The organism is Nitrobacter sp. Nb-311A (genome assembly GCF_000152905.1).
Lineage (GTDB): Bacteria > Pseudomonadota > Alphaproteobacteria > Rhizobiales > Xanthobacteraceae > Nitrobacter.
On sequence record NZ_CH672418.1, the window covers coordinates 130,952 to 155,388 of the forward strand.

Consider the following 24,437-nt stretch of genomic DNA (forward strand, 5'->3'; position numbering starts at 1 on the left):
GAGGTGCGGATCATCCATTTCCTCGTCGTCTGCGCCCTGGTCTATGCGGCATCGTATGTCTACCGCATCAAGATGGATTCGACCGCCCGCACCGAGCGTGTGTCGCGGCTTCAGGCTCAGGTGCGCGAGCAGCGCGAGGCCATCGCGAGCCTGCGCGCGGAATGGGCGAAATTGGATGCGCCACGGCGCCTGCAAATTCTGGCCGAACGGCATTTGAAATTGAAACCGATTGAAGCTAGCCAGCTCGATTCTCTGAAGAACCTGCCGGAGCGGCCGCCGAGCCTGGTGCCGCCCGGCACTTCCGATCCGATCGGCGCCATGATCGAGATCATCGATCCCGATCTCATCACCGGCTCTCTGCCGTCGCAGGAGGCCCCGCAATGAGTGGCCCAAACACGCTTTCGTCGACGCCTTGGAGTCAGCGCCTGATCCGCAACCTGCTCTACGGGCGCAACGTCGACCGCGCCGCCAAGGCGCGGGTGCGCGTGGGCTTCGTTATCATCTTATTCAGCCTGATCTATGCGGTGATCGCGGCGCGTCTCGTCATGTTTGCCGCATTTTCCGATGACCGGGGAGGACATCGCACCGCCTCGCAGGATGCGATCGCCACGGCGCGGCCCGACATCATCGATCGCAATGGCCAGGTTCTTGCCACCGATATCAAGGCGCCGAGCCTGTTTGGCGAGCCGCGTCGCCTCATCGACAGGGATGAGGCGGTCGAATTGCTGACGGCGACGCTGCCGGATCTCGAGACCGCCGAGGTTCGACAGCGTCTTGGCACCCGTAAGGGTTTTGTCTGGTTGAAACGCGAGATCACGCCCGCCCAGCAAAAGGAAATTCACGGACTCGGAATCCCTGGAATCGGCTTCCTGCGCGAGAATAAACGCGTTTATCCAAGCGGGCGGGAGGTGGCGCACCTGATCGGGCTTGTCAACATCGATAACCAGGGCATCGCCGGGATGGAGAAGTGGCTCGACAGCAACGGGCTCGCGGACCTGCACCGCGCCGGCTTCGCCACCGACCGCCTGCAGAAGCCGGTGGAATTGTCGATTGATCTGCGTGTCGAGCACGCGCTGCGCGACGAGCTTCTGAAAGCCCAGGAGCACTACCGGGCCAAGGCCGCCTCGGGTATCGTCTCCAACGTGCGGACCGGCGAGATCATCGCGATGGTCTCCTTGCCGGATTTCGATCCCAATAATCCGAAGGAAGCGCATGATCCCGATCGCATCAACCGTCTGACGACGGGTGTGTACGAAATGGGATCGACCTTCAAGGCGTTCACGCTGGCGATGGCGCTCGATTCCGGTAAGTACGGTCTGAACTCGATGTGGGATGCGCGCGCTCCGCTGCGCTACGGCCGCTTCACGATTCACGACGATCACCGGATGGGCCGCTTCATCAACATGAAGGAAGTGTTCACCTACTCATCCAACATTGGCGCGGCGCGCATCGCGCTGGCGCAAGGCGTCGAGGCGCACAAGGCGTTTCTGCGCAAGATGGGCCAAATGGATCGGCTGCGCACCGAACTGCCGGAAAGCGCGTCGCCGATTCTGCCGCGCAAGTGGGGCGAGCTGAACACCGTCACCATTGCTTTCGGGCACGGCATGGCGGTGGCTCCCTTGCAGGCGGTGATGGGCATCGATGCGCTGGTCAACGGCGGCTGGCTGATCCCGCCGACCTTCCTGAAGCGCACCGAACAGGAGGCGATGGCGATCGCCAAGCGCGTCATCAAGCAGGAAACCAGCGACAAGATGCGCTTTCTGCTGCGGCTGAACGCCGAGGTGGGAACCGCCAGGAAGGCCGACGTCAAGGGCTACTATGTCGGCGGCAAGACCGGCACCTCCGAAAAGGTGATCAACGGTCGCTACGCCAAAAAGCGCGTGCTCAATGCCTTCACCGCGATCCTGCCCGCGGACAATCCGCAGTACCAGCTTCTTGTGATGCTGGACGAGCCGCAGCCGCTCAAGGAAACCCATGGCTTCATCACCTCGGGATGGAACGCGGTTCCGACCGGCGGCAAGGTGATCGCACGCATTGCCCCGATCCTTGGCGTTCAACCGCGATTCGATTTGCCGCCGTCCGAGCGCCTCATTCTTGCGGCATCCGGTGCGACGCAATAGGACGGACCGGGCCTTCTGGGGAGATCATGAAACTTCGCGAGCTTTTCGGTGACGATGCCGCCATGGACGCGCCGGGCGGCGAGCTTGCCGTCACGGGGCTGGCGGCGGATAGCCGCGCGGTGAAGCTCGGGGACCTTTTCTTCGCGCTCGCAGGCACGAAAACGGACGGCGCGCGGTTCATCGACGCCGCGATCGCATCGGGCGCTGTTGCGATCGTCGGCGAACACGCGCCTGCGACCGGGCGTGTTCCGTTCATCGCAACGCCCAACCCGCGCCGCGCGCTGGCGCTGGCGGCGGCAAGATTTTATCCGCGGCAGCCCGCGACCATCGCCGCCGTCACCGGAACCAGCGGCAAGACCTCGGTCGCGGCATTTACGCGGCAGATCTGGCAGCGGCTTGGGCATCCGTCGGCGAGCATCGGCACCATCGGCGTGGTCACGCCATCGCGCACGGTCTACGGTTCGGTGACGACCCCCGATCCGATTGAATTGCATCGGGAACTGGATCAGCTCGCGGGCGAAGGCGTGACGCATCTTGCGCTGGAAGCGTCCTCGCATGGTCTTGATCAATATCGACTCGATGGCGTGCGCGTGCGCGCCGCGGGCTTCACCAACCTGTCACGCGACCACATGGATTATCATCCGACGGTCGCGCACTATCTCGATACGAAGCTGCGACTGTTCCGCGATCTGGTCGAGCCGGACGGCATCGCGGTAATTTCCACCGATCATGACTGCTCACACACGGTGATCGAAGCTGCGAACGCGCGAAAGGTGCGGGTGATGCGCGTCGGCCGCCGCAGTGACGGCGCGCTCGCTGGCATTCGCCTGGTCGAGGCGGCTATCGAGGACTTTGCGCAGCGGGTCACTCTCGAACACGCCGGACGCGAGCGTGTCATACGTCTGCCTCTGGTCGGAGAATTCCAGATCGAGAATGCGCTTGTGTCGGCCGGTCTCGTCATCGGCACCGGGAGCGATCCCGATCAGGTATTCGCGGCGCTCGAGCATCTCGAAGGCGCGAGAGGACGGCTCGAGCTGGTCGGTGAACACAACGGCGCTCCGGTCTTCGTTGATTACGCTCATAAACCGGATGCGCTGGCCAAGGCGCTGCTGGCGTTGAGGCCTTATGCGAAGCGCAAACTCGTCGTGGTGTTCGGGGCGGGCGGTGATCGCGACGCAGGCAAGCGCCCGCTGATGGGCGCGATCGCCGCCGATAACGCGGATGTGGTTATCGTGACCGACGATAATCCGCGCAGCGAAGATCCCGCCGCGATCCGCGCCGCCATTCTCGCGGCCGCGCGCGGCGCGTGCGAGATCGGCGATCGCGCTGAGGCGATCCGGGGCGCGATAGCCGGCCTTCAGCCGGGCGATGCGTTGCTGATCGCCGGCAAGGGCCATGAGACCGGACAGATCGTCGGTGATCGCGTGCTGCCCTTCAGCGACCACGAGGCCGCTGTCGCGGCGCTGACTTCGAGGCAGATATGAGCGCGTGCCCGTTGTGGACTTCGGATGCGATGGCTGCGGCGATGCGCGCGGACAGGCGAGGGGCCTTGCCTGCTGCGATCAACGGCATTTCGATCGACAGCCGCACCATTGCGCCGGGCGAGGCCTATTTCGCGATCAAGGGCGATGTGCATGACGGTCACGCTTTCGTCGATGCCGCGCTGAGGGCGGGCGCGGCGCTGGCGGTGGTCGAGGCCGCGCAGCGCGATCAATTCGCCGCTGATGCACCGTTATTGATCGTCGACGACGTGCTCGCGGCTTTGTGCGATCTGGCGCGGGCCTCGCGCGCGCGCCTCGCGGCGCAGGTGATCGCGGTGACGGGCTCCGTCGGCAAGACCTCGACCAAGGAAGCGCTACGCAGCGTCGTTGATGCGCAGGGCAAGACCCACGCCTCGGTGGCGTCGTTCAATAACCACTGGGGCGTTCCGCTGTCGCTGGCGCGCTGCCCGGCGGACGCGCGTTTCGCGGTGTTCGAGATCGGGATGAATCATGCCGGCGAGATCACGCCGCTGGTGAAGATGGTGCGGCCGCATGTTGCGGTCATCACCACGGTCGAGCCGGTGCATCTGGAATTCTTCGCCGGCATCGAGGCGATCGCCGACGCCAAGGCGGAAATTTTCGAGGGCGTCGAGCCGAACGGCGCCGTCGTGCTCAATCGCGACAATGCTCAGTTCGCGCGGCTGCACGGCCGTGCAAAGAAACTCGGCATCGCGAGGATCGTCTCGTTCGGCGCGGACGAGAAGGCCGACGCGCGCCTGCTCGACGTGGCGCTGCATCCTACGTGTTCGGCCGTGCATGCCGAAATTCTCGGCCATGAGCTGACCTACAAGCTCGGTATGCCCGGCCGTCACATAGCGATGAATTCGCTCGCGGTGCTCGCGTCGTCGTCGCTGGCCGGCGCCGATCTCGCGCTTGCGGGTCTTGCGCTGTCGCAGGCGCAGCCGGCCGCGGGGCGCGGTGTGCGCCGAGCGCTGGCCGTGCCGGGTGGCGAGGCGATCCTGATCGACGAAAGCTACAACGCCAATCCTGCTTCGATGGCCGCGGCGCTGGGTGTGCTCGGCGGGGCCGGGATCGGGAAGCTGGGTCGGCGCATCGCAGTGCTGGGCGATATGCTGGAGCTCGGCCCCAAAAGCGCCGACCTGCATCGTGGCCTGGCCGAGGCGATCAATGCCAATGCCGTCGATATGATATTTTGCTGCGGCCCGCTGATGCGCAACCTGTGGAATGCGCTTTCCTCCGGTAAGCGGGGCGGTTATGCAGAGGACTCGGTCGCGCTCGAATCGCAGGTGACGGCGGCGATCCGTTCCGGCGATGTCATCATGGTCAAGGGCTCGCTGGGATCGCGAATGAAAGTGATCGTGAGCGCGCTCGAGAAGCGATTTTCCGGCAGCGCGTCTGAAATTTTGTAGGTTGCGGGGCGCCCCTTTGAATCCGGAGTTCGCTCAAGGGAGGCTTGCGAGAACTGGCGAACTTCGGATTCGGGACACCCGATGTTTTACTGGTTGATCGATCTTTCCAATACGGTCCCGGGGCTCGGCATCTTCAAGCCGCTTTTGAACGTCTTTCGCTACATCACCTTCCGCACCGGCGGCGCGGTGGTGACGGGCGCGTTGTTCGTGTTCCTGTTCGGACCCTGGATCATCGACAATCTTCGCTTGCGGCAAGGAAAAGGACAACCGATCCGCGTCGACGGTCCGCAGTCGCACCTCGTCAGCAAAAAAGGCACGCCGACGATGGGCGGCCTGATGATCCTGTCGGGACTTGTCGTCTCAACCGTGCTGTGGGCCAATCCGCTCAATCCCTATGTCTGGATCGTGCTCGCGGTGACGCTCGGATTCGGCTTTATCGGCTTCTATGACGACTATCTGAAGGTAACGAAGCAGACCCATGCCGGGTTCGCCGGGCGGACACGCCTTCTGCTCGAACTGCTGATCTCTCTGGCGGCGTGCTATGCGTTGACCCGGCTCGGCCGCGAGCCGTTCTCGACGGCGCTGGTGATCCCGTTTTTCAAGGACGTGGTGCTCGACCTCGGCTGGTTCTTCCTCGCCTTCGGCTCCTTCATCATCGTCGGCGCAGGCAACGCGGTGAACCTCACCGACGGCCTCGACGGTCTCGCCATCGTGCCGGTCATGATCGCGGCTGCGAGCTTCGCCATGATCGCCTATCTCGCCGGCAACGCGGTGTTCGCGGACTATCTCCAGATCAACTACGTCGCCGGTGCGGGCGAACTGGCGGTGCTGTGCGGCGCGGTGCTCGGGGCCGGCCTCGGGTTTCTTTGGTTCAACGCCCCGCCGGCCTCGATTTTCATGGGAGATACCGGTTCGCTGGCGTTGGGCGGCATGCTCGGCTCGATCGCGGTCGCTGTGAAGCATGAGATCGTTCTGGCCGTGATCGGCGGCCTGTTCGTGCTGGAAGCGGTATCGGTGATCGTGCAGGTGGCGTCGTTCAAGCTCACGGGAAAACGAATCTTCAAGATGGCACCGATCCACCACCACTTCGAGCAGCTCGGCTGGACCGAGCCGCAGATCGTGATCAGGTTCTGGATCATCTCGGTGATGCTTGCGCTGCTCGGCCTTTCGACGCTGAAGCTGCGGTGACGGGCCTTCCATGATCCCCGTCACTTCCTTTTCCGGCAAGACGGTCGCGGTGTTCGGTCTCGGCGGCTCGGGCCTTGCGAGTTGCCGCGCGCTGAAGGCCGGCGGCGCCGAAGTGATTGCGGGCGACGACGACACCGACAATCTTGCGAAGGCGGCGCGGGCCGGTTTCATCACCGCGGATCTGCGCAACGTATCGTGGACGAATTTCGCCGCTTTGGTGCTGGCGCCGGGCGTGCCGCTGACGCATCCCTCGCCGCACTGGAGCGTGCTGGCGGCGCGACAGGCGGGCGTCGAGGTGATCGGCGACATCGAGCTGTTCTGCCGCGAGCGGAAGCGCCATGCGCCCGACGCGCCTTTCGTCGCCATCACCGGCACCAACGGCAAGTCCACCACCACGGCCCTGGTCGCGCATCTGATGCGCGAGGCCGGGCATGATGTGCAGATGGGCGGCAACATCGGCACCGCGATCCTGTCGCTGGAGGCTCCGCGCAGGGGACGCGTGCATGTGATCGAAATGTCGTCTTACCAGATCGACCTCGCGCCGTCGCTGGATCCGACCGTCGGCATTCTGCTGAACGTCAGTCCCGATCATCTCGATCGTCACGGCACCATCGAACATTATGCGGAGGTGAAGGAGCGGCTCATCGCCGGCGTGCAGCCGCAGGGCACGGCCGTCGTCGGCGTCGACGATCGCTGGTGCGCCGCGATCGCCGATCGTCAGGAGCGGGCCGGCCGCAACGTCGTGCGCGTGTCGGTGAGGCAGCCGCTGGCATACGGCGTCAACGTGGAACAGGAGAGGATCGTCCTTGCGTCCGGTGGTGCGCGCAGCGAAATCGCGGACATCGGCGGCATAGGCTCGCTGCGCGGGCGGCACAACGCGCAGAATGCCGCGTGCGCTTCGGCGGCGGCGCTGGCGCTCGGCGTCAGCCGAGAGATTCTGCAACAGGACCTGCGCAGTTTCCCCGGCCTTGCGCATCGCATGGAGCAGGTGGGACGCAAGGCTCATGTACTGTTCGTCAACGACTCCAAGGGCACCAACGCCGACGCCACCGGGAAGGCGCTGTCGTCCTTCGCCGACATTTTCTGGATCGCCGGCGGCAAGCCGAAGAGCGGCGGCATCGCCTCGCTCGATGCGTTCTTCCCGCGCATCCGGAAAGCCTATCTGATCGGAGAGGCGGCGCAGGAGTTCGCGGCGACGCTGGAGGGCAAGGTGGCTTACGAGATCAGCGGAACGCTGGACGTTGCCGTGCCCGCGGCCGCGCGGGACGCGGAAGGAGCCGGTGTTGCGGAGGCGGTTGTGCTGTTGTCGCCGGCCTGCGCGTCGTTCGATCAGTTCCGCAATTTCGAAGTGCGCGGCGATCATTTCCGCGAATTGGTTCAGGCATTGCCGGGCGTCACGCCCGTCATCTAATCCCTGACGAGCCGGAGCCTCCCTTCGCAACACGTCTGATCAGTCTCGAATTATTTGATGACGGACAAGACCTGCCCCATCGATGCAACGAGGTGAAGAAGGCTCGCCATACACGCCTATTCAACTATTTTCGATACATCGGCGCGACTGGCGTGGTCGGCGACGGCAGCAAGTCTGCGCTCAGAGACAGACGGAAGGTTTGAGGAACACCGAGAGATAGCTGCCCAGACGGGTTGGCGAACCAGTAGTTTCTGCCGGTGACGTTATCGACATTGAGCCGAGCGACCATGTCACGGTCCCATGCGCGGAATTTATAACGCGCGCCCAAATCCAGCCGCTCCCAACCGCCCACTCGTTGAAAGTTGGCGGGATCAAGGTAATTATCCGACACGTGAACCACGCGGCCCGTTACGGTGAAATTAGGGACCCATGGCACATCGTATTCAGCGCCGACGCTCAGTTGAACATTTGAAACGCCGGGTGCTCTCTTCCCGTCATTCACGCCGCCTAATGTCTTTGTCAGCCGCCCATCAAGAAATGTCACACCACCTAGCAAGCGCACATTATCGATCGGCGAGCCGAACATCGTGAAGTCGATGCCCTCATTCATCTGCTCGCCGTTATATCCAAAGATGTTGGTCACTGGATTCAGGAATGCCGAGGGTTGGGAAATACGGTAAAACGCCAGCGTTGCGCCGAAACGTCCGAAGTCTACCTTGGCTCCTGTCTCAATCTGCTTCGTTCGCCGAGGCCCTAGAAAAACCATGCTGTTTGCGGCTCCCAGCGGAGCCTGCGGGCCAAATCCAAATCCTTCAGCATAACTCATGTAAAGCGTAAGAGGCTGCCAGGGCTTGAACAACAATGCGAGCATGGGCGTGTTCGCATCTTGGTCATCGCGGGATGTCAATAGCCCGTTGACGTCGTAGCGATTGATCTCCAGATGCTGTCGGCGTCCGCCGATCGAAAACTGCACGCGATCGTCGGCGACAGACATAGTATCAATCAATGCGATGCCCGTGAGTAGTCTATTAAATTTCGATTGCTGCAACGCCGCCAGTTGCGCTGCCCGGTCCGGGGCCGGGAAGTTTACCGGCGCGTAAATGTTGTTGGCAAAAACCTCATTATAGGATTCCCCAGTCTGGCTGTCGTTGCGATAGCCAGTGTAGACAAGCGACACGCTATGTTTGATGGGGCCGGTCCAGACCTTACCGCGAACCCCGACCTCACCGGACTGGGACAGTACGCTTGTCCGAAATGGAGCGGTGGTCTGGGTTATGTCACCTGCCGTATTGTTCAAGACGGCGAACGTCGAAAAATTCTTCTCGTCTTGATAAGACGCACCATAAGCTCCGAACAGGGTCCAGTCGTTTGTAATATCGTATTCTGCTCGACCAACAGCGAAACGTTGATTGTATTTGACATCCGCCCAAGGCTGCTGAAAGTTGCTTGTAAGCCTTGGTGCGGGTCCGATGGGAAAGTCGTTGGCTCCTAGCGACAGACCGTTTACAACCGCTTTATAGGCCTGATGGCTGATGCCTGCATCCAGACTCGCTCGAAAATCCTGGCCTCTGTAATCCAAACCTGCCGTGAGCGAACCGATCCCAAGCTCATTCTTATCGATGGGTGTTTGGCCCGCGCTACCCGTCCCGTTGATGCGAACGCCAAACTCCTTTTGGTCTCCGTATCGTTGGCCGACGTCGAAAGCGAGCCCGCCGTTCCCTCGTGAAAGGTAATTCGCGGTGATGCGCGCTATTGGGTCGTCTGTGGCTCGCTTCGGGATAAGATTGACGAGACCCGCACTCGTACCGCTCGGCGGAAAGCCGTAGAGGAAAGTAGCCGGTCCGCTTAGGACCTCTACGCGCTCGATACCTTCAAGCTGAGGACGACGAAAGTTGATGAGGCCATAGAGTCCGTCAAATGCGTAGTCTCTTGAGTTTAGGGTGAAGCCGCGCACTGATGCGGACTGCTGAAAATTGTAAGGCGACGATTCGGGCCGCATGGCGGGATTGTTTTCAAAGACATCATAGATGCTCCGCACCTGCTGATCGCGCATCAACTGTTCGGTGTAATTGGTTTGCGAGAATGGAATATCAAATACGCTGCGATTTCCTAAAAACCCGACCCGTCCCCCACTTGCGACCTGCCCGCCGGCGTAGACCGGAGGAACCGTCATCGTGGAGTTGGGATTTGCGGCTCCCTGCACATCGATGGTGTCGAGCGCGATCGCGCCGGCCACACTCGCACCGCCGCCGCCACTCGCTGCCTGCTCCGAGATCGCAACGGTGGTGGCGTTGGTGAAGCGGTAGCTCAACCCGGTGCCCTGAAGGATACGGGCGAGCGCCTGCTCACGCGTGGCCGGGCCGGAGATACCTGGCGATGTTTTCCCGGCGCCGATACTGGTCAGATAGGTCACTTGCAGGCCGGCCTGCCGTCCGAATGCCGTCAGTGCGCGATTGAGCGGACCCGCCGGCACATTGAACGAGGTCTGCGCCGCGTTTTGCGCATAGGCATCGCGGTTCGTCATGATGCCGCCGGCGACGATCGCCGTGCTCATCATCAGCGCTGATGCCAACGCCTTGCTGATATTGATTCCGCCAGAAAACGTCCGAGCCCCGTGCCCCATAAGTGCCACCCCAATCGTATCGTTAAGGGGGCCTGCGGTTGCCTGAATGCCTGGACGGCGCCAGCCCCTGTAGCTGGTACAATCGAGGCCGAGGTTTTTTCACGTACTCGCAAAAATTTTTTCAGATGGGAGAGATCACAGTCAGGTAGGACGAGACCTGCCGGACATGAGCGCCGGCCGGATGCACGACGGCTTCGAGCGCTCGTTCGGGATTCTTCAAATCGAAAATGCCGCTGACCCGTTGGGAGCCGATAAAGGGATCGGCCATGACGATCTTCCCCGGAATCCAGCGGCCGATGCGCGCAACCAGCGCCGAGACCGCTTCCTTCTCGGCGACGATCAGGTTGTCACGCCATGATGCGATCTGACCCGCTTCGCGCGATCCGCGCTCGACGGCTGAGGTCGTGCTATCGAACGTCACCCACTCCCCGGCGGTGAGTTTCGTGCCTGCCGCGATCGTCGAGCCTGACGCCTGCGCCTCGACGACGCCATGATCCACCGAGACCGAAAGCATACCGGCATCGTTGGCGACATCGAACGCCGTCCCCAGCGCCGTCGCTGTAAGCCCGGCGACCTGAACGGTGAAGGAGCGTTGCGACTCGGGCGCGACGTCGAAGAACGACATCCCGGCAAGCAGTTCGACACGGCGCAGTCGGGCCGTGAAATCCACCGCGATGGCGCTGTCCGGTCCGAGCGTCGCGACGCTTCCGTCCGGAAGGGGAACGCTACGGATTTCACCCTTGGCGGTGATATGGTCGGCCCGGCCGCGAAGCAGCATATCGGGCAGAATCGAATAGCCGGCGCCGGCAACGCCAAGCCCGATGATCCCGCCGATCACGAAGTTTCGGCGCGTCAGCCCCAGTTTTTCGCGGCGTTCCGCGTTACGGCGTTGGGTCAGAACCTTGCCGCTGGCGCCGTGGATTTTGGCCACTCGCGCCCAGATGCGCTCATGCTCCGGGCTGCGCGCCCGCCAGATCCCCACCATCTCGGACGCAACCGGATTGCCGGGGTCATTTTGCAAGCGGATGACGAGGTCGATCGCTTCATCCGTGAGTTGATTTCGATCTGGCCCGGGTTGGCTCATTGATATCCCTTCGACACAGGCGCGCCGGCCTCCCGCCGAGCATCGGGTCTACCCATAACTTATACAAAGGAGCAGCGTCGAATTTCACCCGCCGGACGAAAAAAGCTCAGAACTCGTCCACTCGCGTCAGGATATGCCGGTAGGCGTTTCGGATCAGAACCCAGGCCCGCGAGGTCGACACGTTCAGTTCATCCGCAACGTCCTGAATCGTGCGCCCGCCCAGTCGATGCATCTCAAAGGCCTTGCGCGTGCGCTCTGGAAGTTCCGCCAGCGCCCGCCGTGTCTGTTCGAGGCATTGGCGTGAGTAGACCAAAGCCTCCGCTGTGGGCGCGGGATCGGCCACGGCGGCAGCCTCGTCAAGATCAGTCGTCTGGACCAAACTCTCCCGACGGTGATGGTTGACGCTAAGACTGCGCGAGACTTGATAGAGATAGGCCCGTGGATTGTGATTGGTGCGGACTTCAGCAGGAGGTGCGGCCAGTACCCGCAGAAAAGTATCCTGCGTGATATCGGCAGCCGTTTCGGCATTGTGGCCGCGACGACGCAGGAAGCGATTGATTTCGCGAGCGTGCCGGACGAACAGGTTGTGGAAATCCCAGCTCATAGGCGGCTCATGGACCAACCTGTGCATCGTTGGCACGTAGATCACGCCGGTGACAGCGGTCGCAGACGCAAAGAACCGGAAGCAGAAAGGACTATGATGCCAACGCGAAACAGCCAACGTTCAGGCGCGGCGTCACCGCCACGTGATGTCCAATCGTTATTGCTTCCAAAATTCTTTCGCAACTGCAATAATTTAGATTAGTTCTAGAAAATTGCGCCGGGCCAGGTGCTCGCGATGGATTCTTAAATCGTAAGCGTGATCCGCATCCATGTCGCTTCGCGAATCTAAAAAATACTCTGCGCGAAGATGCGCTTTCGGCAATTCACGCCGAAGATATACCGACAGCCTTAACTCGCCCGTAACCACGATGGGCGACCAATGGACGATCTCCGCCCGCAGGACCCGTCATGATTTCACGCGAACAACGCACCCCGCTCTCGGAATGGTGGTGGACCGTGGATCGGCTGTTGCTGGCGGCCATGGTGCTTCTCATGCTCACCGGCGTGGTGCTGTCGCTGGCGGCGAGTCCGTCGGTTGCGACCCGGATCGGGCTTGATCCATTTCACTTCTTTCATCGTCATGTGCTGTTCCTGTTGCCGTCGATCGTCGTGATGGTCGGCGTGTCGTTTCTGTCGCCGCGCCAGGTCCGCCGCTCGGCGCTGATCGTATTCGCGCTTAGCGTCGTGTTGATCGTCGCCACGCTCGCGTTCGGGCCGGAGGTCAAGGGCGCAAAACGCTGGATCACGATTCTCGGCGTCAACATCCAGGCTTCGGAATCCGCGAAACCCGCTTTCGTCGTTCTGGCGGCGTGGCTGTTCTCGGAATCCGCGCGCAAGCCTGAGATGCCGGCGACCTCGATGGCGCTGACGCTGCTGCTGGGACTCGTCACGCTGTTCGTGATGGAACCAGACTTCGGCCAGACCATGCTGATCCTGATGGTATGGGGCGCGCTGTTCTTCATCGCGGGCATGCGCATCGTCTGGGTCTTCGGTCTGGCAGGCACGGCGATCGCCGGCTTGTTCGCCGCCTACATGACGGTGCCGCACGTCGCGGCTCGCATCCAGCGCTTCATGGATCCGGCCTCAGGCGATACCTTCCAGGTCGACACTGCGATGGAGGCTTTCGCCAATGGCGGCTGGTTCGGGCTCGGCCCCGGCGAGGGTATCGCCAAGCGGAGTCTCCCGGACAGTCACACCGATTTTGTATTCGCGGTCGGCGCCGAGGAATTCGGCATCATCATGTGCCTCGGACTGTTGGCGCTGTTCACCTTCATCGTCATGCGCACCCTGTCGCGCGCTTATGCGTCGGAGGATTTGTTTTCGCGTTTTGCCGCGTCCGGGCTCGCGATCATGTTCGGCGTGCAGGCCGCCATCAATATGGCGGTCAACCTGCATCTCATTCCCGCCAAAGGCATGACGCTGCCGTTTATCTCCTATGGCGGCTCGTCGATGGTCTCGCTCGCTTACGGCGTCGGCTTGATGCTGGCGCTGACACGCGAGCGGCCGCGCACGGAAATGGAATCGATCGGCGACGCAACCGCCGCCGCGAGTTATGCATGACTTCCGAATCTATTAGCAACATCGTCATGGCCGGGCTTGTCCCGGCCATCCGCGTCTTTGACGTGTAACGCTCTAAAAGATGTGGATGCCAGGCATAAAGCCGGGCATGACGGAGAGGGTTTTTCCGGGATAGCGTTATCTATGGCCACCGCACCTCTCATCCTGCTCGCCGCCGGCGGTACCGGGGGACACCTGTTTCCCGCCGAGGCGCTCGGCGTCGAACTGATGAAGCGTGGCCTGCGCGTGCGGCTGGTGACGGACTCGCGCGCGCTGCGCTATAGCGGGCTGTTTTCGAAAGACATGACCGACGTGGTTCCGAGCGAGACGGTGCGCGGCCGCTCGCCGTGGGCGCTGGCGCGCACCGGCCTGATGCTCGCGGCCGGCACGGCCGTCGCCCTTAATCTGATGCGCGTCCTGAAGCCTGCCGCCGTGGTCGGATTTGGTGGTTATCCGACGGTGCCGCCGCTGATCGCGGCGCAACTCACGGGCATCCCGACCGTGATCCATGATTCCAACGCGGTGATGGGTCGTGCCAACAGCTTTCTGTCCAAGCGCGTCAGCGCCATCGCCACCTCGCTGCCGGGCGTGCTCGACAAGGAAACATCGCTGACCGGCAAGACGATGACGACCGGCACGCCGATGCGGCCTGCGATTCTCGCGGCCGCCGCCGTTCCGTTCGCAGCACCAAGCGTGTACGGTCCTTTGCGTGTTCTCGTGGTCGGCGGTAGCCAGGGTGCGCGTGTCATGAGCGACGTCGTGCCGGTCGCAATTGAGAGACTTGAACCGGCGCTGCGGCAGCGATTGATTTTGACGCAGCAGGTACGCGACGAGGACATGGCGCGGGTGCGCGAGATTTATGACCGGCTGGAGATCGAAGCCGAGCTTGCCTCGTTCTTTGCCGATCTCCCGGCGCGGCTGGCGTCGAATCATATCGTCGTATCCCGCTCCGGCGCGGGTACGGTGGCGGAACTCGGTGCGATCGGCCGCCCCTCCGTTCTGGTGCCGCTGCCGGGCGCGATCGATCAGGACCAGTTCGCCAACGCCGGCGTGCTTGCTGACGCCGGGGGCGCGATCCGCATCGTGCAACCCGACTTCACTCCCGACCGGCTGGCGGCGGAATTGTCTGCGCTGGCGGCCGCTCCGGCACGGCTCGCCACGATGGCCGCCGCCGCGCGCACCGTGGGCCGCCTCGATGCGGCGGAGCGGCTGGCGGATTTGGTGATGCGCGTGGCGCGCACCGGTGCTTGATCACTTGACATGAAGACGCGTTTTCTTCACGCGAACCGGTATTCACCTCGCTCGAAAACGCTATAAGGCCAGGCACAGGTAGCCGGAATCACTCTGACGAGAAACGAACATGAGACTGCCGCGCGAAATCGGTCCTATCCACTTCGTCGGCATCGGCGGCATCGGCATGAGCGGCATCGCCGAAGTGTTGTGCAACCTCGGCTATACCGTGCAGGGCTCGGACGCCTCCGAAGGCGCCAATGTGGCGCGTCTCCGCGAGAAAGGCGTCAAGGTCACGGTCGGCCATAAGACCGAGAATGTGAACGGCGCGGATGTGCTGGTCGTCTCGACCGCGATCAAGCGCGACAATCCCGAGCTGATGGCGGCGCGCGCGCAGCGCATTCCGGTCGTGCGCCGCGCGGAGATGCTGGCGGAACTGATGCGGCTGAAAAGCTGCGTCGCGATCGCCGGGACACACGGCAAGACCACCACGACCTCCATGGTTGCGACGCTGCTCGACGCGGGCGATTTCGATCCCACGGTCATCAATGGCGGGATCATCAATGCCTATGGCACCAACGCGCGGTTGGGGGCCGGTGACTGGATGGTGGTGGAAGCGGACGAGAGCGACGGCACGTTCCTCAAACTGCCGACCGATATCGCTATCGTCACCAATGTCGATGCCGAGCATCTCGACCACTTCAAGACCTTCGACGCCGTGCAGGATGCATTCCGTTCGTTCGTGGAGAACGTGCCGTTCTACGGCTTCGCCGTGATGTGTATCGATCATCCGGTCGTTCAGACCATGGTGGGCAGGATCGAGGATCGGCGTATCATTACATATGGGCAGAATCCGCAGGCCGACGTCAGGCTGGTCGATCTCGCGCCGAACGGGGGCGGCTCGCATTTCAAGGTGGTGTTCCGCAACCGCAAGACTGACGCCGCGCACGAAATCCCCGACCTGGTGTTGCCGATGCCAGGTCCCCATAACGCGCTCAACGCCACGGCGGCGATCGCAGTGGCGCACGAACTGGGTATTCCCGACGCGACCATCCGCAACGCGCTCGCGGCCTTCGGCGGAGTCAAGCGCCGTTTCACCAAAACCGGCGAATGGAAGGGCGTCACCATCATCGACGACTATGGCCATCATCCGGTCGAGATCGCGGCGGTGCTGAAAGCGGCGCGCGAGTCCACCGCGGGCAGGGTCGTTGCGGTGGTGCAGCCGCATCGCTATACGCGGCTGCAAGCGTTGTTCGAGGAATTCTGCACTTGCTTCAATGACGCCGACATCGTGGTCGTTGCGGAGGTCTATCCGGCTGGGGAGACGCCGATCGCGGGCATCGACCGCGATCACTTCGTGCTTGGCCTGCGCGCCCACGGTCACCGAGAGGTGGTGTCGCTGCAGGAGTCCGCGGCGCTCGCGGGCGTCATCGCGAGTCTCGCCAAGCCCGGCGACTATGTCGTGTGCCTTGGCGCCGGCAACATCACGCAGTGGGCCTACGCGCTGCCTGGCGAACTCAAGGCGCTGGGATGAATAGGCAACGAATTCAATCGATGTCGCCGTCATGGCCGGGCTTGTCCCTTCGGTTCCTTCCCCCCTTGTGGGGCAGGGTCAGGGAGGAGGGTAAGCCGCGAGCGCAGGACTTTGTGTTACCCCCCTCTCCACCTCTCCCCCACAAGGGGAGAGAGAGCCGGCCATGCCGTTCGGCGACGCCGTCGTTCAAACAGCCATGACCTTCCCCGACATCACGACAAAACTGAAATCGCAGATGCCGGAGTTGCGCGGCCGGCTGCTGGCGAACGAACCGCTCGCGCCGTTGACATGGTTTCGCGTCGGCGGTCCGGCGCAGGTGCTGTTTACGCCCGCGGACGAGAATGATCTCGCCTATTTCCTGTGCCATCTGCCGGAGGAGATTCCGGTCTGCTGCCTCGGCGTTGGCTCCAACGTTGTGGTGCGTGACCGTGGTTTGCCGGGTGTGGTAATTCGTCTTTCTCCGCGCGGATTTGGTGAGGTTACGACCGATGGTGACATCGTGCGCGCAGGCGCGGCTGCGCTCGACAAGCGCGTGGCGGAAGTCGCGGCCGCGGTTCATATCAGCGGTCTTGAGTTCTATTTCGGAATTCCCGGCACCATCGGGGGCGCGCTGCGCATGAACGCCGGCGCCAACGGCAGCGAAACCAGGGATGTTCTCGTCGAAGCCCGCGCGGTCGGCCGTCGCGGTGACAAAATGACTTTTGATAATTCCGGCATGGCGTTCGACTATCGCAAGAGCGGAGTCGACCCCTCCGTCATCTTCACCGGCGCCACCTTTCGCGGCCGTATCGCCGAGCCGCAGACGATCCGCGCGCGCATGAACGAGGTGCAGGCTCACCGCGAGACGGTGCAGCCGATCCGCGAAAAGACAGGTGGTTCGACGTTCAAGAATCCGCCGGGTCAAAGTGCGTGGAAACTGATCGATGCCGCCGGGATGCGTGGCCATCGCGTCGGTGGCGCGCAGGTATCGGACATGCACTGCAATTTCCTGATCAACACCGGAGAGGCCACGGCGCGCGACATCGAAACCCTGGGCGAGACCGTGCGCGAGCGGGTAAAACGGCATTCCGGAATCGAACTGCAATGGGAAATCAAGAGGATCGGGGTTGGAGCATGACCCCGGCAAAGGGTGCCTCGCTTTCGGATAAGATCATCATCTCTCATAAAGATAAGGCGAGCGGCTGATTCAACGAGTTGATCAGACTCTCGAGAAGGTCGATGCGCATTACCATTCTGTTCGGTGGCAGCAACAAAGAGCGTCTCGTTTCGGTCGCGAGCGCGCAGGCGCTGCATCACGCTTTGCCGGAGGCCGATCTGTGGTTCTGGAACCATCGCGACGAAGTCATCGACGTGCGGCCCGAAGCCCTGCGGAATCATGCGCGGCCGTTCGAGGACGAGTTTGTCCCTGCCGGTGAGGGCGCGCCACTTGAACGAGCATTGGACAAGGCAAAGGCCGAAGGCCGCGTGCTGGTGCTCGGCCTGCACGGAGGCCGCGCTGAAAACGGCGAACTGCAGGCGATGTGCGAACTCCGCCGCATTCCTTTTACGGGATCAGGCTCGGCCGCCTCGCATCTTGCGTTCGACAAGGTTGCGGCCAAGCGGTTCGTGGCCTCGGCCGGGGTCCCCACGCCGGCGCATATTCCGCTGCAGTCCATCGATCGCGCGCTCGCCGAACACGGCCGGCTGGTCGCCAAGCCCGCCTGCGACGGATCGAGCTATGGCCTGATCTTCGTCGATGCGCCGCAGGATATCGTCACCGTCCGCGAGGCGGCGAAGACCGAAGACTATGTGATCGAACCCTTCGTGTCGGGCGTTGAAGCGACCTGCGGCGTGCTGGAGCATTCCGACGGCTCGGTCGTCGCGCTTCCGCCGGTCGAGATCGTGCCGGCCGAGGGCGCGTTCGACTACGCCGCGAAGTATCTCGCAAAGACGACGCAGGAGATCTGCCCGGGGCGCTTCTCGCCGGAGATAGCCGAGCAGATCATGGATTACTCGCTACGGGCGCACCTTGCCCTGTCCTGCCGCGGCTATTCCCGCACCGACTTCATTGTGACCGGCAAGGGACCGATCTATCTGGAGACCAACACCCTGCCAGGCCTGACCGCGGCTTCGCTCTATCCCAAGGCGCTTCATGCGCAGAATATCGGGTTTGCGGATTTCCTGCGCGACCAGATTATGCTGGCTCAAAAGGCGGTACGTCCGATTTGAGGGTCTGGCACGCCGCGGTTCGGGGAACCGCGAGAGATGTACGGTTGATCGGGACCGTGTGAGTCCGAAAAGCTGCAAGGTATTCATTTATCGCGCCAAAAGGCGGCCTGTCCGCCCCGCATTTACCTTTTGTTTACCAGGACGTCCCAAGGTTAACACTGGCGGCGCGTGTGGCGTTTGGCTGCCGGGGCGCGAACTGTTGCGGAACTTCCGCTTCCGACCGCATCGAGGGAATAGCGGACCTGCCGGAGGTCGGCGCCCCGCCCGGTATTCGCCGGGATGTTGCGCGCGCTCCCTGGTTTTCGAGGTTCCTGCGTTCAGCGCCGCGTTCAAGCGGGGCGGGGCGAAATGACGAGCGCGCGCAATGAATGGTGGAGGACGCCTCGATCGGTCGTTGAGATTGCCGAGGTACACATCTGTCCAGTTGAAGGCGTCTGACCTGCTGAAGCGGGCCAACCTGCTCAGGTGGGCCGCCAGCGGCGCCGCCATCTTGCTGCGCGAACAGATCGACAAGCTGAAGCGCGCACGGGCGGAACGTCTGGATGCGCGCGCCAGGAATCCCAACCGCGCGATTGCCTTTATCGAACGCCACGCTCCGCGCCGGCTTGGCGCCGCCATGACCATTGTCGTCATCGGCGGCAGCGCCGCGCTGGGGTTGGTCGCGGGCGGTCACGTTGATGAAGCCATCGCGGCCTTGGACGACACCCGCAATGCGCTTGCCAACGCCGCGGGCTTCCGGATCACGTCCATCACCGTCAACGGTCGTGCGCAATTGACGCAGGATGAGGTGTTGGCCGCAGGCGGCGTCAACGGCCGTTCATCCCTTCTGTTCCTTGATGCCGCCGGGGTGCGCGACAGGCTGAAGGCCAATCCGTGGATCGCGGATGCCACCGTGTTGAAGCTTTATCCTGGCTCGCTCCGGATCGACATCACCGAACGTCTTCCCTTCGCGTTGTGGCAGGAGAACGGCAGGCTTGCGGTGATCGCCGACGACGGAATGGTGCTCGCGCCATACGTCGCGCAGCGCTTTGCGTCGCTGCCGCTCGTGGTCGGCAGAGGGGCGGAAACCCGCGCCAAGGATTTCCTCGCGCTGGTCGCGAACTATCCGGTTTTGAATAGTCAGCTCAAGGCCGCGATCTTCGTCGGCGAGCGGCGCTGGAACCTGCGTTTCAAGGACGGACTCGACATCAGGCTTCCGGAGAACGACGTCGGCCGCGCGCTCACCGCGCTCGTAAAATATGACAAGGAAAACAAGCTGCTGTCGCGCGACATTACCGCAATCGACATGCGGCTGCCCGGTCGCCTGACCGTGCGGCTTTCGGAAGGGGCCGCGAAGGCGCGCGAAGAGCAGGCCAAGAAGTCCAGCAAAAAGGCCGGCAGCGCATGAGCAGCCTCGATCGCAACCAGGTCCCGAAAACGCGGCCGATGCAGCGCAATCGCGGCGCTCTGGTGGCGTCGCTGGACATCGGCACCAGCAAGATCGCCTGCATGATCGCAAGGCTCCGGCCGAGCGCGCCGAACGATGCGCTGCGCGGACGGACTCACGCGGTGGAGCTGATCGGCTACAGCCAGATTCAGTCGCGCGGTATGAAGGCCGGCGCCGTGACCGATCTCGCTCAATGCGAGCAGGCGGTTCGCCAGGCCGTATCTTTGGCCGAGCAAATGGCAAAGGTTAGGGTCGAATCCGTGCTGCTGCCGGTGTCGGCCGGACGGCTGCAAGGACAGTTGATTGAAGCGGCGTCCCACATCCAGGGCGGCGCGGTCACGCCGTCCGACGTCAGCCGCGTCACATCGACCGGAATGCATCACGCTACTGCCCCCGGGCGCACCGTGCTTCATGCGCTGCCGGTCGGCTATTCGCTCGACGGCGTTAAGGGCATCCGCGATCCCCGCGGAATGGTGGCGCGCCGGTTTGGCGTCGATATGAACGTCGTGACCTCGGAGGCGACGGTCGCGAAAAACCTGATGCTGGCGGTGGAGCGCTGCCATCTCACCGTCGAAGCCATGGCTGCCAGCCCCTATGTCGCTGGCTTGTCGGTGCTGACCGACGATGAGGTCGATCTCGGCGCCGCAGTCGTGGAGATGGGAGCGGGAACCACGACCATCGCGATCTATTCGGCCGGGCGCTTTATCCATGCAAGCGGTTTTGCCATCGGAGGACATCACGTCACGATGGATCTCGCTCGCGGATTGGGTGTGTGCATTGCGGATGCCGAGCGAATCAAGACTTTATATGGCACGGTGCTCACGGGTGGCTCGGATGTCCGCGAGCTGATGACTGTTCCGGCAGCCGGAGACAGCGATAGTGACGCGCCTCAGGTCGTGTCGCGTGCAACCATCGCCAACATCGTTCGTCAGCGTGTCGAGGAGATTTTTGAGATGGTCCGGGACCGGCTTGCGGATTCCCCATTTGCCGCCGAGCCGCGTGCGCGGGTTGTGCTGAGCGGAGGTGCGTCGCAGCTGACCGGCATTCCCGAACTCGCCGGACGCATCCTCGGCCGCCAGATCCGCATCGGCCGTCCGCTCGGCTTCGGACGCCTGCCCAGTGAGGCCAAAGGCGCTTCGTTCGCCGTTCCCACCGGGCTGCTGGTGTATCCGCAATACGCACATCTGGAACACGTTGAACCGCGGCGCACGCGGCAGGTCCGGACAGGGACCGACGGCTATTTCGGAAAGGTCGGACGATGGCTCCGGGAGGGCTTCTGATGAATTTTCCGCTGACTGCAGATTTCCATCAACTTCCGGGGGTGACGACCGCCGGCATAGCGACACCGCGCGTGTAATCGAGAGGCAACCATGACCATCAATCTCAACGTTCCCGACATTCACGAGCTGAAGCCGCGGATCACTGTATTCGGCGTCGGCGGCGCTGGCGGCAACGCGGTCAACAATATGATTACGGCCGGACTGGTCGGAGTCGATTTCGTGGTTGCCAACACCGATGCTCAGGCGCTGACCATGTCCAAGGCGCAGCGCATCATTCAGATGGGCACGCAGGTCACCCAGGGTCTCGGCGCGGGTTCGCAACCGGATGTCGGCGCCGCCGCGGCACAGGAGGTCATCGACGAAATTCGCGATCACCTGTCGGGCGCGAACATGGTGTTCGTCACCGCCGGAATGGGCGGCGGCACCGGCACCGGTGCGGCGCCCGTTATCGCCAAGGCCGCGCGCGAAATGGGGATCCTGACCGTCGGCGTCGTCACCAAGCCGTTCCACTTCGAGGGCCAGCGCCGCATGCGCACCGCCGATTCAGGGATAGGCGAACTGCACAAAGTGGTCGATACGCTGCTGATCATTCCCAATCAAAACCTGTTCCGGGTCGCTAATGAGAAGACCACCTTCGCCGACGCCTTCGCGATGGCCGATCAGGTGCTTTATTCGGGCGTGGCCTGCATCACAGACCTCATGGTGAAGGAAGGTTTGATCAACCTCGACTTCGCTGACGTCCGCGCCGTGATGCGTGAGATGGGCAAGGCGATGATGGGCACTGGCGAGGCATCGGGCGAGAAGCGCGCGCTCACCGCCGCCGAAGCCGCGATCGCCAACCCGCTGATCGACGACAGTTCGATGAAGGGCGCCAAGGGATTGCTGATTTCGATTACCGGCGGCAAGGACCTTACCCTGTTCGAGGTCGACGAAGCCGCCACGCGGATCCGTGAGGAAGTCGATCAGGACGCGAACATCATCGTCGGTGCAACCTTTGACGAGAGTCTCGATGGTATCATCAGGGTGTCGGTGGTTGCGACCGGCATCGACCAGAGCACGATCGCGCGCACTGCGGCCACCCCGCCAGCGAAGACCGTATCGGCCCCGCCGGCTGCTCCCGATCCGCGTGTAGCCGAACTGACCGCGAAGCTTCGCGAGGACAACAAGCGGGCTTCGGCCAGTCTGGCCCAGAAACCCGCCGAGCCCCGTCCAGCCGCCCAGCCGGCGCAGTCGGCTCCAGCTCCGGTCCCAGCCCAGCCTGCCCAACCCGCCGCTGCCAGCGTAGAGCGTGCGGCGTTGGAGGCGATTGCCGCGGCGGTCGCCGAGCCGGCGCCGCCGACCGCTCCGGCTTCCATGCAACCGGCCTCGTACGGCGACGTCACCGTTCGGCCGATTGCGCAGAAGCCGACGCTATTCCCGGATCACGACCCTGCGCCGCGCGAGCAGCAGGAGTCGCCGCCGCCGGAAAACTTCATCCCGCAGCCGGCCGAACGTGCCCCGGTCCGCGTGCCGCGGATGCCGAGGATGGAGGAACTGCCGATGCCGGCGCAGAATGAAATCCGCCAGGCCCGGGGCGAGGTCGATGAAGAGCATCCGCAGAAGAGCAGGCTGTCATTGTTGCAGCGCTTGGCCAATGTTGGCCTAGGCCGGCGCGATCAGGAAGCCGAGCCTCCTATCGCGGGTCGGGACGCCGGGCCGGCCATGGCGCAGATGCCGCCGTTGCCGGAACGCCGGCCGCAGCGCAGCGTTGCCGAGCAGATGGGCCATGAGCCGGTATCCGAGTATGCGCGTCGTCCGCCGCCGCAAGGGCTGGACTCTCATGGCCGTCCGGCTCCTGTTACCCCCGCTCCGCAGGGCGATGACCATCTGGATATCCCCGCTTTTCTTCGCCGTCAGGCGAACTGAAGCCCTGTAACAGAACTTGAAGTGGAGAAGGGGCTCCGTCCTTACAGGCCGGGGCCCTTTTCTCTGATGCCGTATATCAATATTTTCACGCATCCTACTGAATTTAATAAAAAATTATCTTCTTTTGGTTTCGATAAAAATCACGCTTGGCGGGCCAATTTTGGTTAAGGGGCGGCGTGATTGCGGCGGAGATGGGGTAACAATTGGTAAAGAAGCGTGTGTTGGCGCGCTTTGTAGCAGCCGGTATATTTTACACGTGACTTTGGGGATCACGAATCGATTCGCAGCCTTCCAGCAGGCGGGAATTCGACGTCGGGATGAGTCACTTTGGGCCGAGCTTTATGAGATTCAACCGCCAGACGACGCTTCGTTCGCGCGCCACCGTGACGGGTGTCGGCGTTCATTCCGGATTACCGGCCAATTTGACCCTTGGGCCTGCCTCGATTGATGCGGGTTTTATTTTTGTCCGGACCGGTTCTGATGGAACCGAACGGCGGGTGCGAGCCGCGGTAAAATCCGTCACATCGACCGAGCTTGCCACTGTCCTGGGTGACCAGCAAGGCTCACTTGTATCCACCGCCGAACACGTTCTTGCTGCATTGCGCGGCCTTGGGGTCGACAACGCAATCATTGAACTCGACGGACCCGAAGTGCCGATTATGGATGGCAGCTCGGCGGCGTTCGTCGCCGCGATCGATCAGGCTGGCATTGTCGAGCAGTCCGCAGCGCGCCGCTTCATCCAGATTCTGAAAACGGTCCGGGTGAAGAAGGGCGAGGCGTTCGGCGAACTACGGCCGCACAAGCGCGGTTTTCGCATCGAGGTCGAGATCGATTTCGCCAATCCGGTGATCGGCCATCAGGACTATTCCGTCGATCTCAATCCCGAAAGCTTTCGTCGCGAGATCAGCCGGGCCCGAACCTTTGGTTGCATGAACGATGTCGCAAGACTTCGGAGCGCGGGTTTTGCGCTGGGCGCGTCATTTGAAAACTCCATGGTGTTCGATGACGAGCGCCTGTTGAATGCCGGCGGTCTGCGCTACGCCGACGAGTGTGTGCGACACAAGGTTCTCGATGTGATCGGCGATCTGGCGCTCGCGGGGTTGCCATTGATCGGCGGCTATCGTTCGGTGCGCGGCGGGCACAAGCTCAACCATGCCGTGCTCACGGCTTTGATGGCCGATCGGACTGCGTGGCGGATGGTGGAGGATCAGCCGGCTCCGCGTTCGCGCACTCACGGCGAAGCGGTCGGCGGAATGGTGGGCGGCATGGTTGCAGCCTATGGTCCCAACGTGTCCTGAGTTCTGCCCGGAGTCGCACGCTTCAATCCATTTTGCCGTATATGCGCACCTTGTTGGTT

General features: G+C 62.7%; 18 protein-coding genes. 15 read left to right on the forward strand and 3 right to left on the reverse strand.

The genetic code is table 11. From position 1 onward, the window contains the following. Positions 1–3 precede the first annotated feature (3 nt). The 6 genes from NB311A_RS13940 to murD all read left to right on the forward strand — a co-directional run bounded on the left by NB311A_RS13940 (position 4) and on the right by murD (position 7,630). On the forward strand, positions 4–384 hold the full coding sequence (locus tag NB311A_RS13940; RefSeq protein ID WP_009799251.1) for a hypothetical protein: 381 nt from the start codon (positions 4–6) through the stop codon (positions 382–384). After that, entirely contained in the window at positions 381–2,120 is a 1,740-nt protein-coding gene (locus tag NB311A_RS13945; protein ID WP_009799252.1) for a penicillin-binding protein 2, read from the forward strand. Before NB311A_RS13940 ends, NB311A_RS13945 begins: the two co-directional genes overlap by 4 nt. Positions 2,121–2,146: 26 nt before the next feature. Next, positions 2,147–3,604: a UDP-N-acetylmuramoyl-L-alanyl-D-glutamate--2,6-diaminopimelate ligase gene (locus NB311A_RS13950; protein WP_009799253.1), complete on the forward strand. Its 1,458-nt coding sequence runs from the start codon at positions 2,147–2,149 to the stop codon at positions 3,602–3,604. After that, positions 3,601–5,031 (forward strand): UDP-N-acetylmuramoylalanyl-D-glutamyl-2,6-diaminopimelate--D-alanyl-D-alanine ligase, encoded by a 1,431-nt coding sequence (locus NB311A_RS13955; protein WP_040675315.1) that lies wholly within the window; start codon positions 3,601–3,603, stop codon positions 5,029–5,031. Before NB311A_RS13950 ends, NB311A_RS13955 begins: the two co-directional genes overlap by 4 nt. Positions 5,032–5,112: 81 nt before the next feature. Beyond that, complete coding sequence (mraY, locus tag NB311A_RS13960; protein ID WP_009799255.1) at positions 5,113–6,219, forward strand: phospho-N-acetylmuramoyl-pentapeptide-transferase; 1,107 nt, start codon at positions 5,113–5,115, stop codon at positions 6,217–6,219. Positions 6,220–6,229: 10 nt separating this feature from the next. Further along, entirely contained in the window at positions 6,230–7,630 is a 1,401-nt protein-coding gene (murD, locus tag NB311A_RS13965; RefSeq protein ID WP_009799256.1) for a UDP-N-acetylmuramoyl-L-alanine--D-glutamate ligase, read from the forward strand. Positions 7,631–7,754: 124 nt separating this feature from the next. Here murD and NB311A_RS13970 read toward each other — a convergent pair whose 3' ends face one another. The 3 genes from NB311A_RS13970 to NB311A_RS13980 form a co-directional block, all read right to left on the reverse strand. Further along, the gene (locus tag NB311A_RS13970) at positions 7,755–10,253 is read right to left on the reverse strand and encodes a TonB-dependent receptor (RefSeq protein WP_009799257.1); all 2,499 of its coding nucleotides are present in this window, start codon (positions 10,251–10,253) and stop codon (positions 7,755–7,757) included. Positions 10,254–10,374: 121 nt separating this feature from the next. Beyond that, positions 10,375–11,337: a FecR domain-containing protein gene (locus NB311A_RS13975; RefSeq protein WP_009799258.1), complete on the reverse strand. Its 963-nt coding sequence runs from the start codon at positions 11,335–11,337 to the stop codon at positions 10,375–10,377. A 106-nt stretch (positions 11,338–11,443) separates the two neighbouring features. Beyond that, on the reverse strand, positions 11,444–11,941 hold the full coding sequence (locus NB311A_RS13980; RefSeq protein ID WP_040675423.1) for a sigma-70 family RNA polymerase sigma factor: 498 nt from the start codon (positions 11,939–11,941) through the stop codon (positions 11,444–11,446). Positions 11,942–12,348: 407 nt separating this feature from the next. Between NB311A_RS13980 and ftsW the strand changes: the two genes are divergently transcribed. From ftsW to lpxC, 9 genes are all read left to right on the forward strand, one after another. Further along, entirely contained in the window at positions 12,349–13,500 is a 1,152-nt protein-coding gene (gene ftsW, locus NB311A_RS13985; RefSeq protein WP_009799260.1) for a putative lipid II flippase FtsW, read from the forward strand. Between the two features lie 141 nt (positions 13,501–13,641). After that, the gene (locus NB311A_RS13990; protein WP_009799261.1) at positions 13,642–14,748 is read left to right on the forward strand and encodes a UDP-N-acetylglucosamine--N-acetylmuramyl-(pentapeptide) pyrophosphoryl-undecaprenol N-acetylglucosamine transferase; all 1,107 of its coding nucleotides are present in this window, start codon (positions 13,642–13,644) and stop codon (positions 14,746–14,748) included. A 109-nt stretch (positions 14,749–14,857) separates the two neighbouring features. Next, positions 14,858–16,261, forward strand: coding sequence for a UDP-N-acetylmuramate--L-alanine ligase (gene murC, locus NB311A_RS13995; protein ID WP_009799262.1), 1,404 nt, complete (start codon positions 14,858–14,860; stop codon positions 16,259–16,261). A gap of 196 nt (positions 16,262–16,457) precedes the next feature. Continuing rightward, positions 16,458–17,378 (forward strand): UDP-N-acetylmuramate dehydrogenase, encoded by a 921-nt coding sequence (murB, locus tag NB311A_RS14000; protein WP_040675426.1) that lies wholly within the window; start codon positions 16,458–16,460, stop codon positions 17,376–17,378. Positions 17,379–17,479: 101 nt separating this feature from the next. Then, positions 17,480–18,469 (forward strand): ATP-grasp domain-containing protein, encoded by a 990-nt coding sequence (locus tag NB311A_RS14005; protein ID WP_009799264.1) that lies wholly within the window; start codon positions 17,480–17,482, stop codon positions 18,467–18,469. 364 nt (positions 18,470–18,833) lie between these two features. Further along, a complete protein-coding gene (locus tag NB311A_RS14010; RefSeq protein ID WP_040675318.1) occupies positions 18,834–19,856 on the forward strand; it encodes a cell division protein FtsQ/DivIB in 1,023 nt (340 codons plus the stop codon). Beyond that, positions 19,853–21,175, forward strand: coding sequence for a cell division protein FtsA (ftsA, locus tag NB311A_RS14015; protein WP_009799266.1), 1,323 nt, complete (start codon positions 19,853–19,855; stop codon positions 21,173–21,175). Before NB311A_RS14010 ends, ftsA begins: the two co-directional genes overlap by 4 nt. A gap of 90 nt (positions 21,176–21,265) precedes the next feature. Beyond that, positions 21,266–23,080 carry a cell division protein FtsZ gene (gene ftsZ, locus NB311A_RS14020; protein ID WP_009799267.1) on the forward strand — a complete coding sequence of 605 codons (1,815 nt, stop codon included), beginning with the start codon at positions 21,266–21,268 and terminating at the stop codon, positions 23,078–23,080. Positions 23,081–23,421: 341 nt separating this feature from the next. Then, on the forward strand, positions 23,422–24,378 hold the full coding sequence (gene lpxC, locus NB311A_RS14025; protein WP_009799268.1) for a UDP-3-O-acyl-N-acetylglucosamine deacetylase: 957 nt from the start codon (positions 23,422–23,424) through the stop codon (positions 24,376–24,378). Positions 24,379–24,437: the final 59 nt, after the last annotated feature.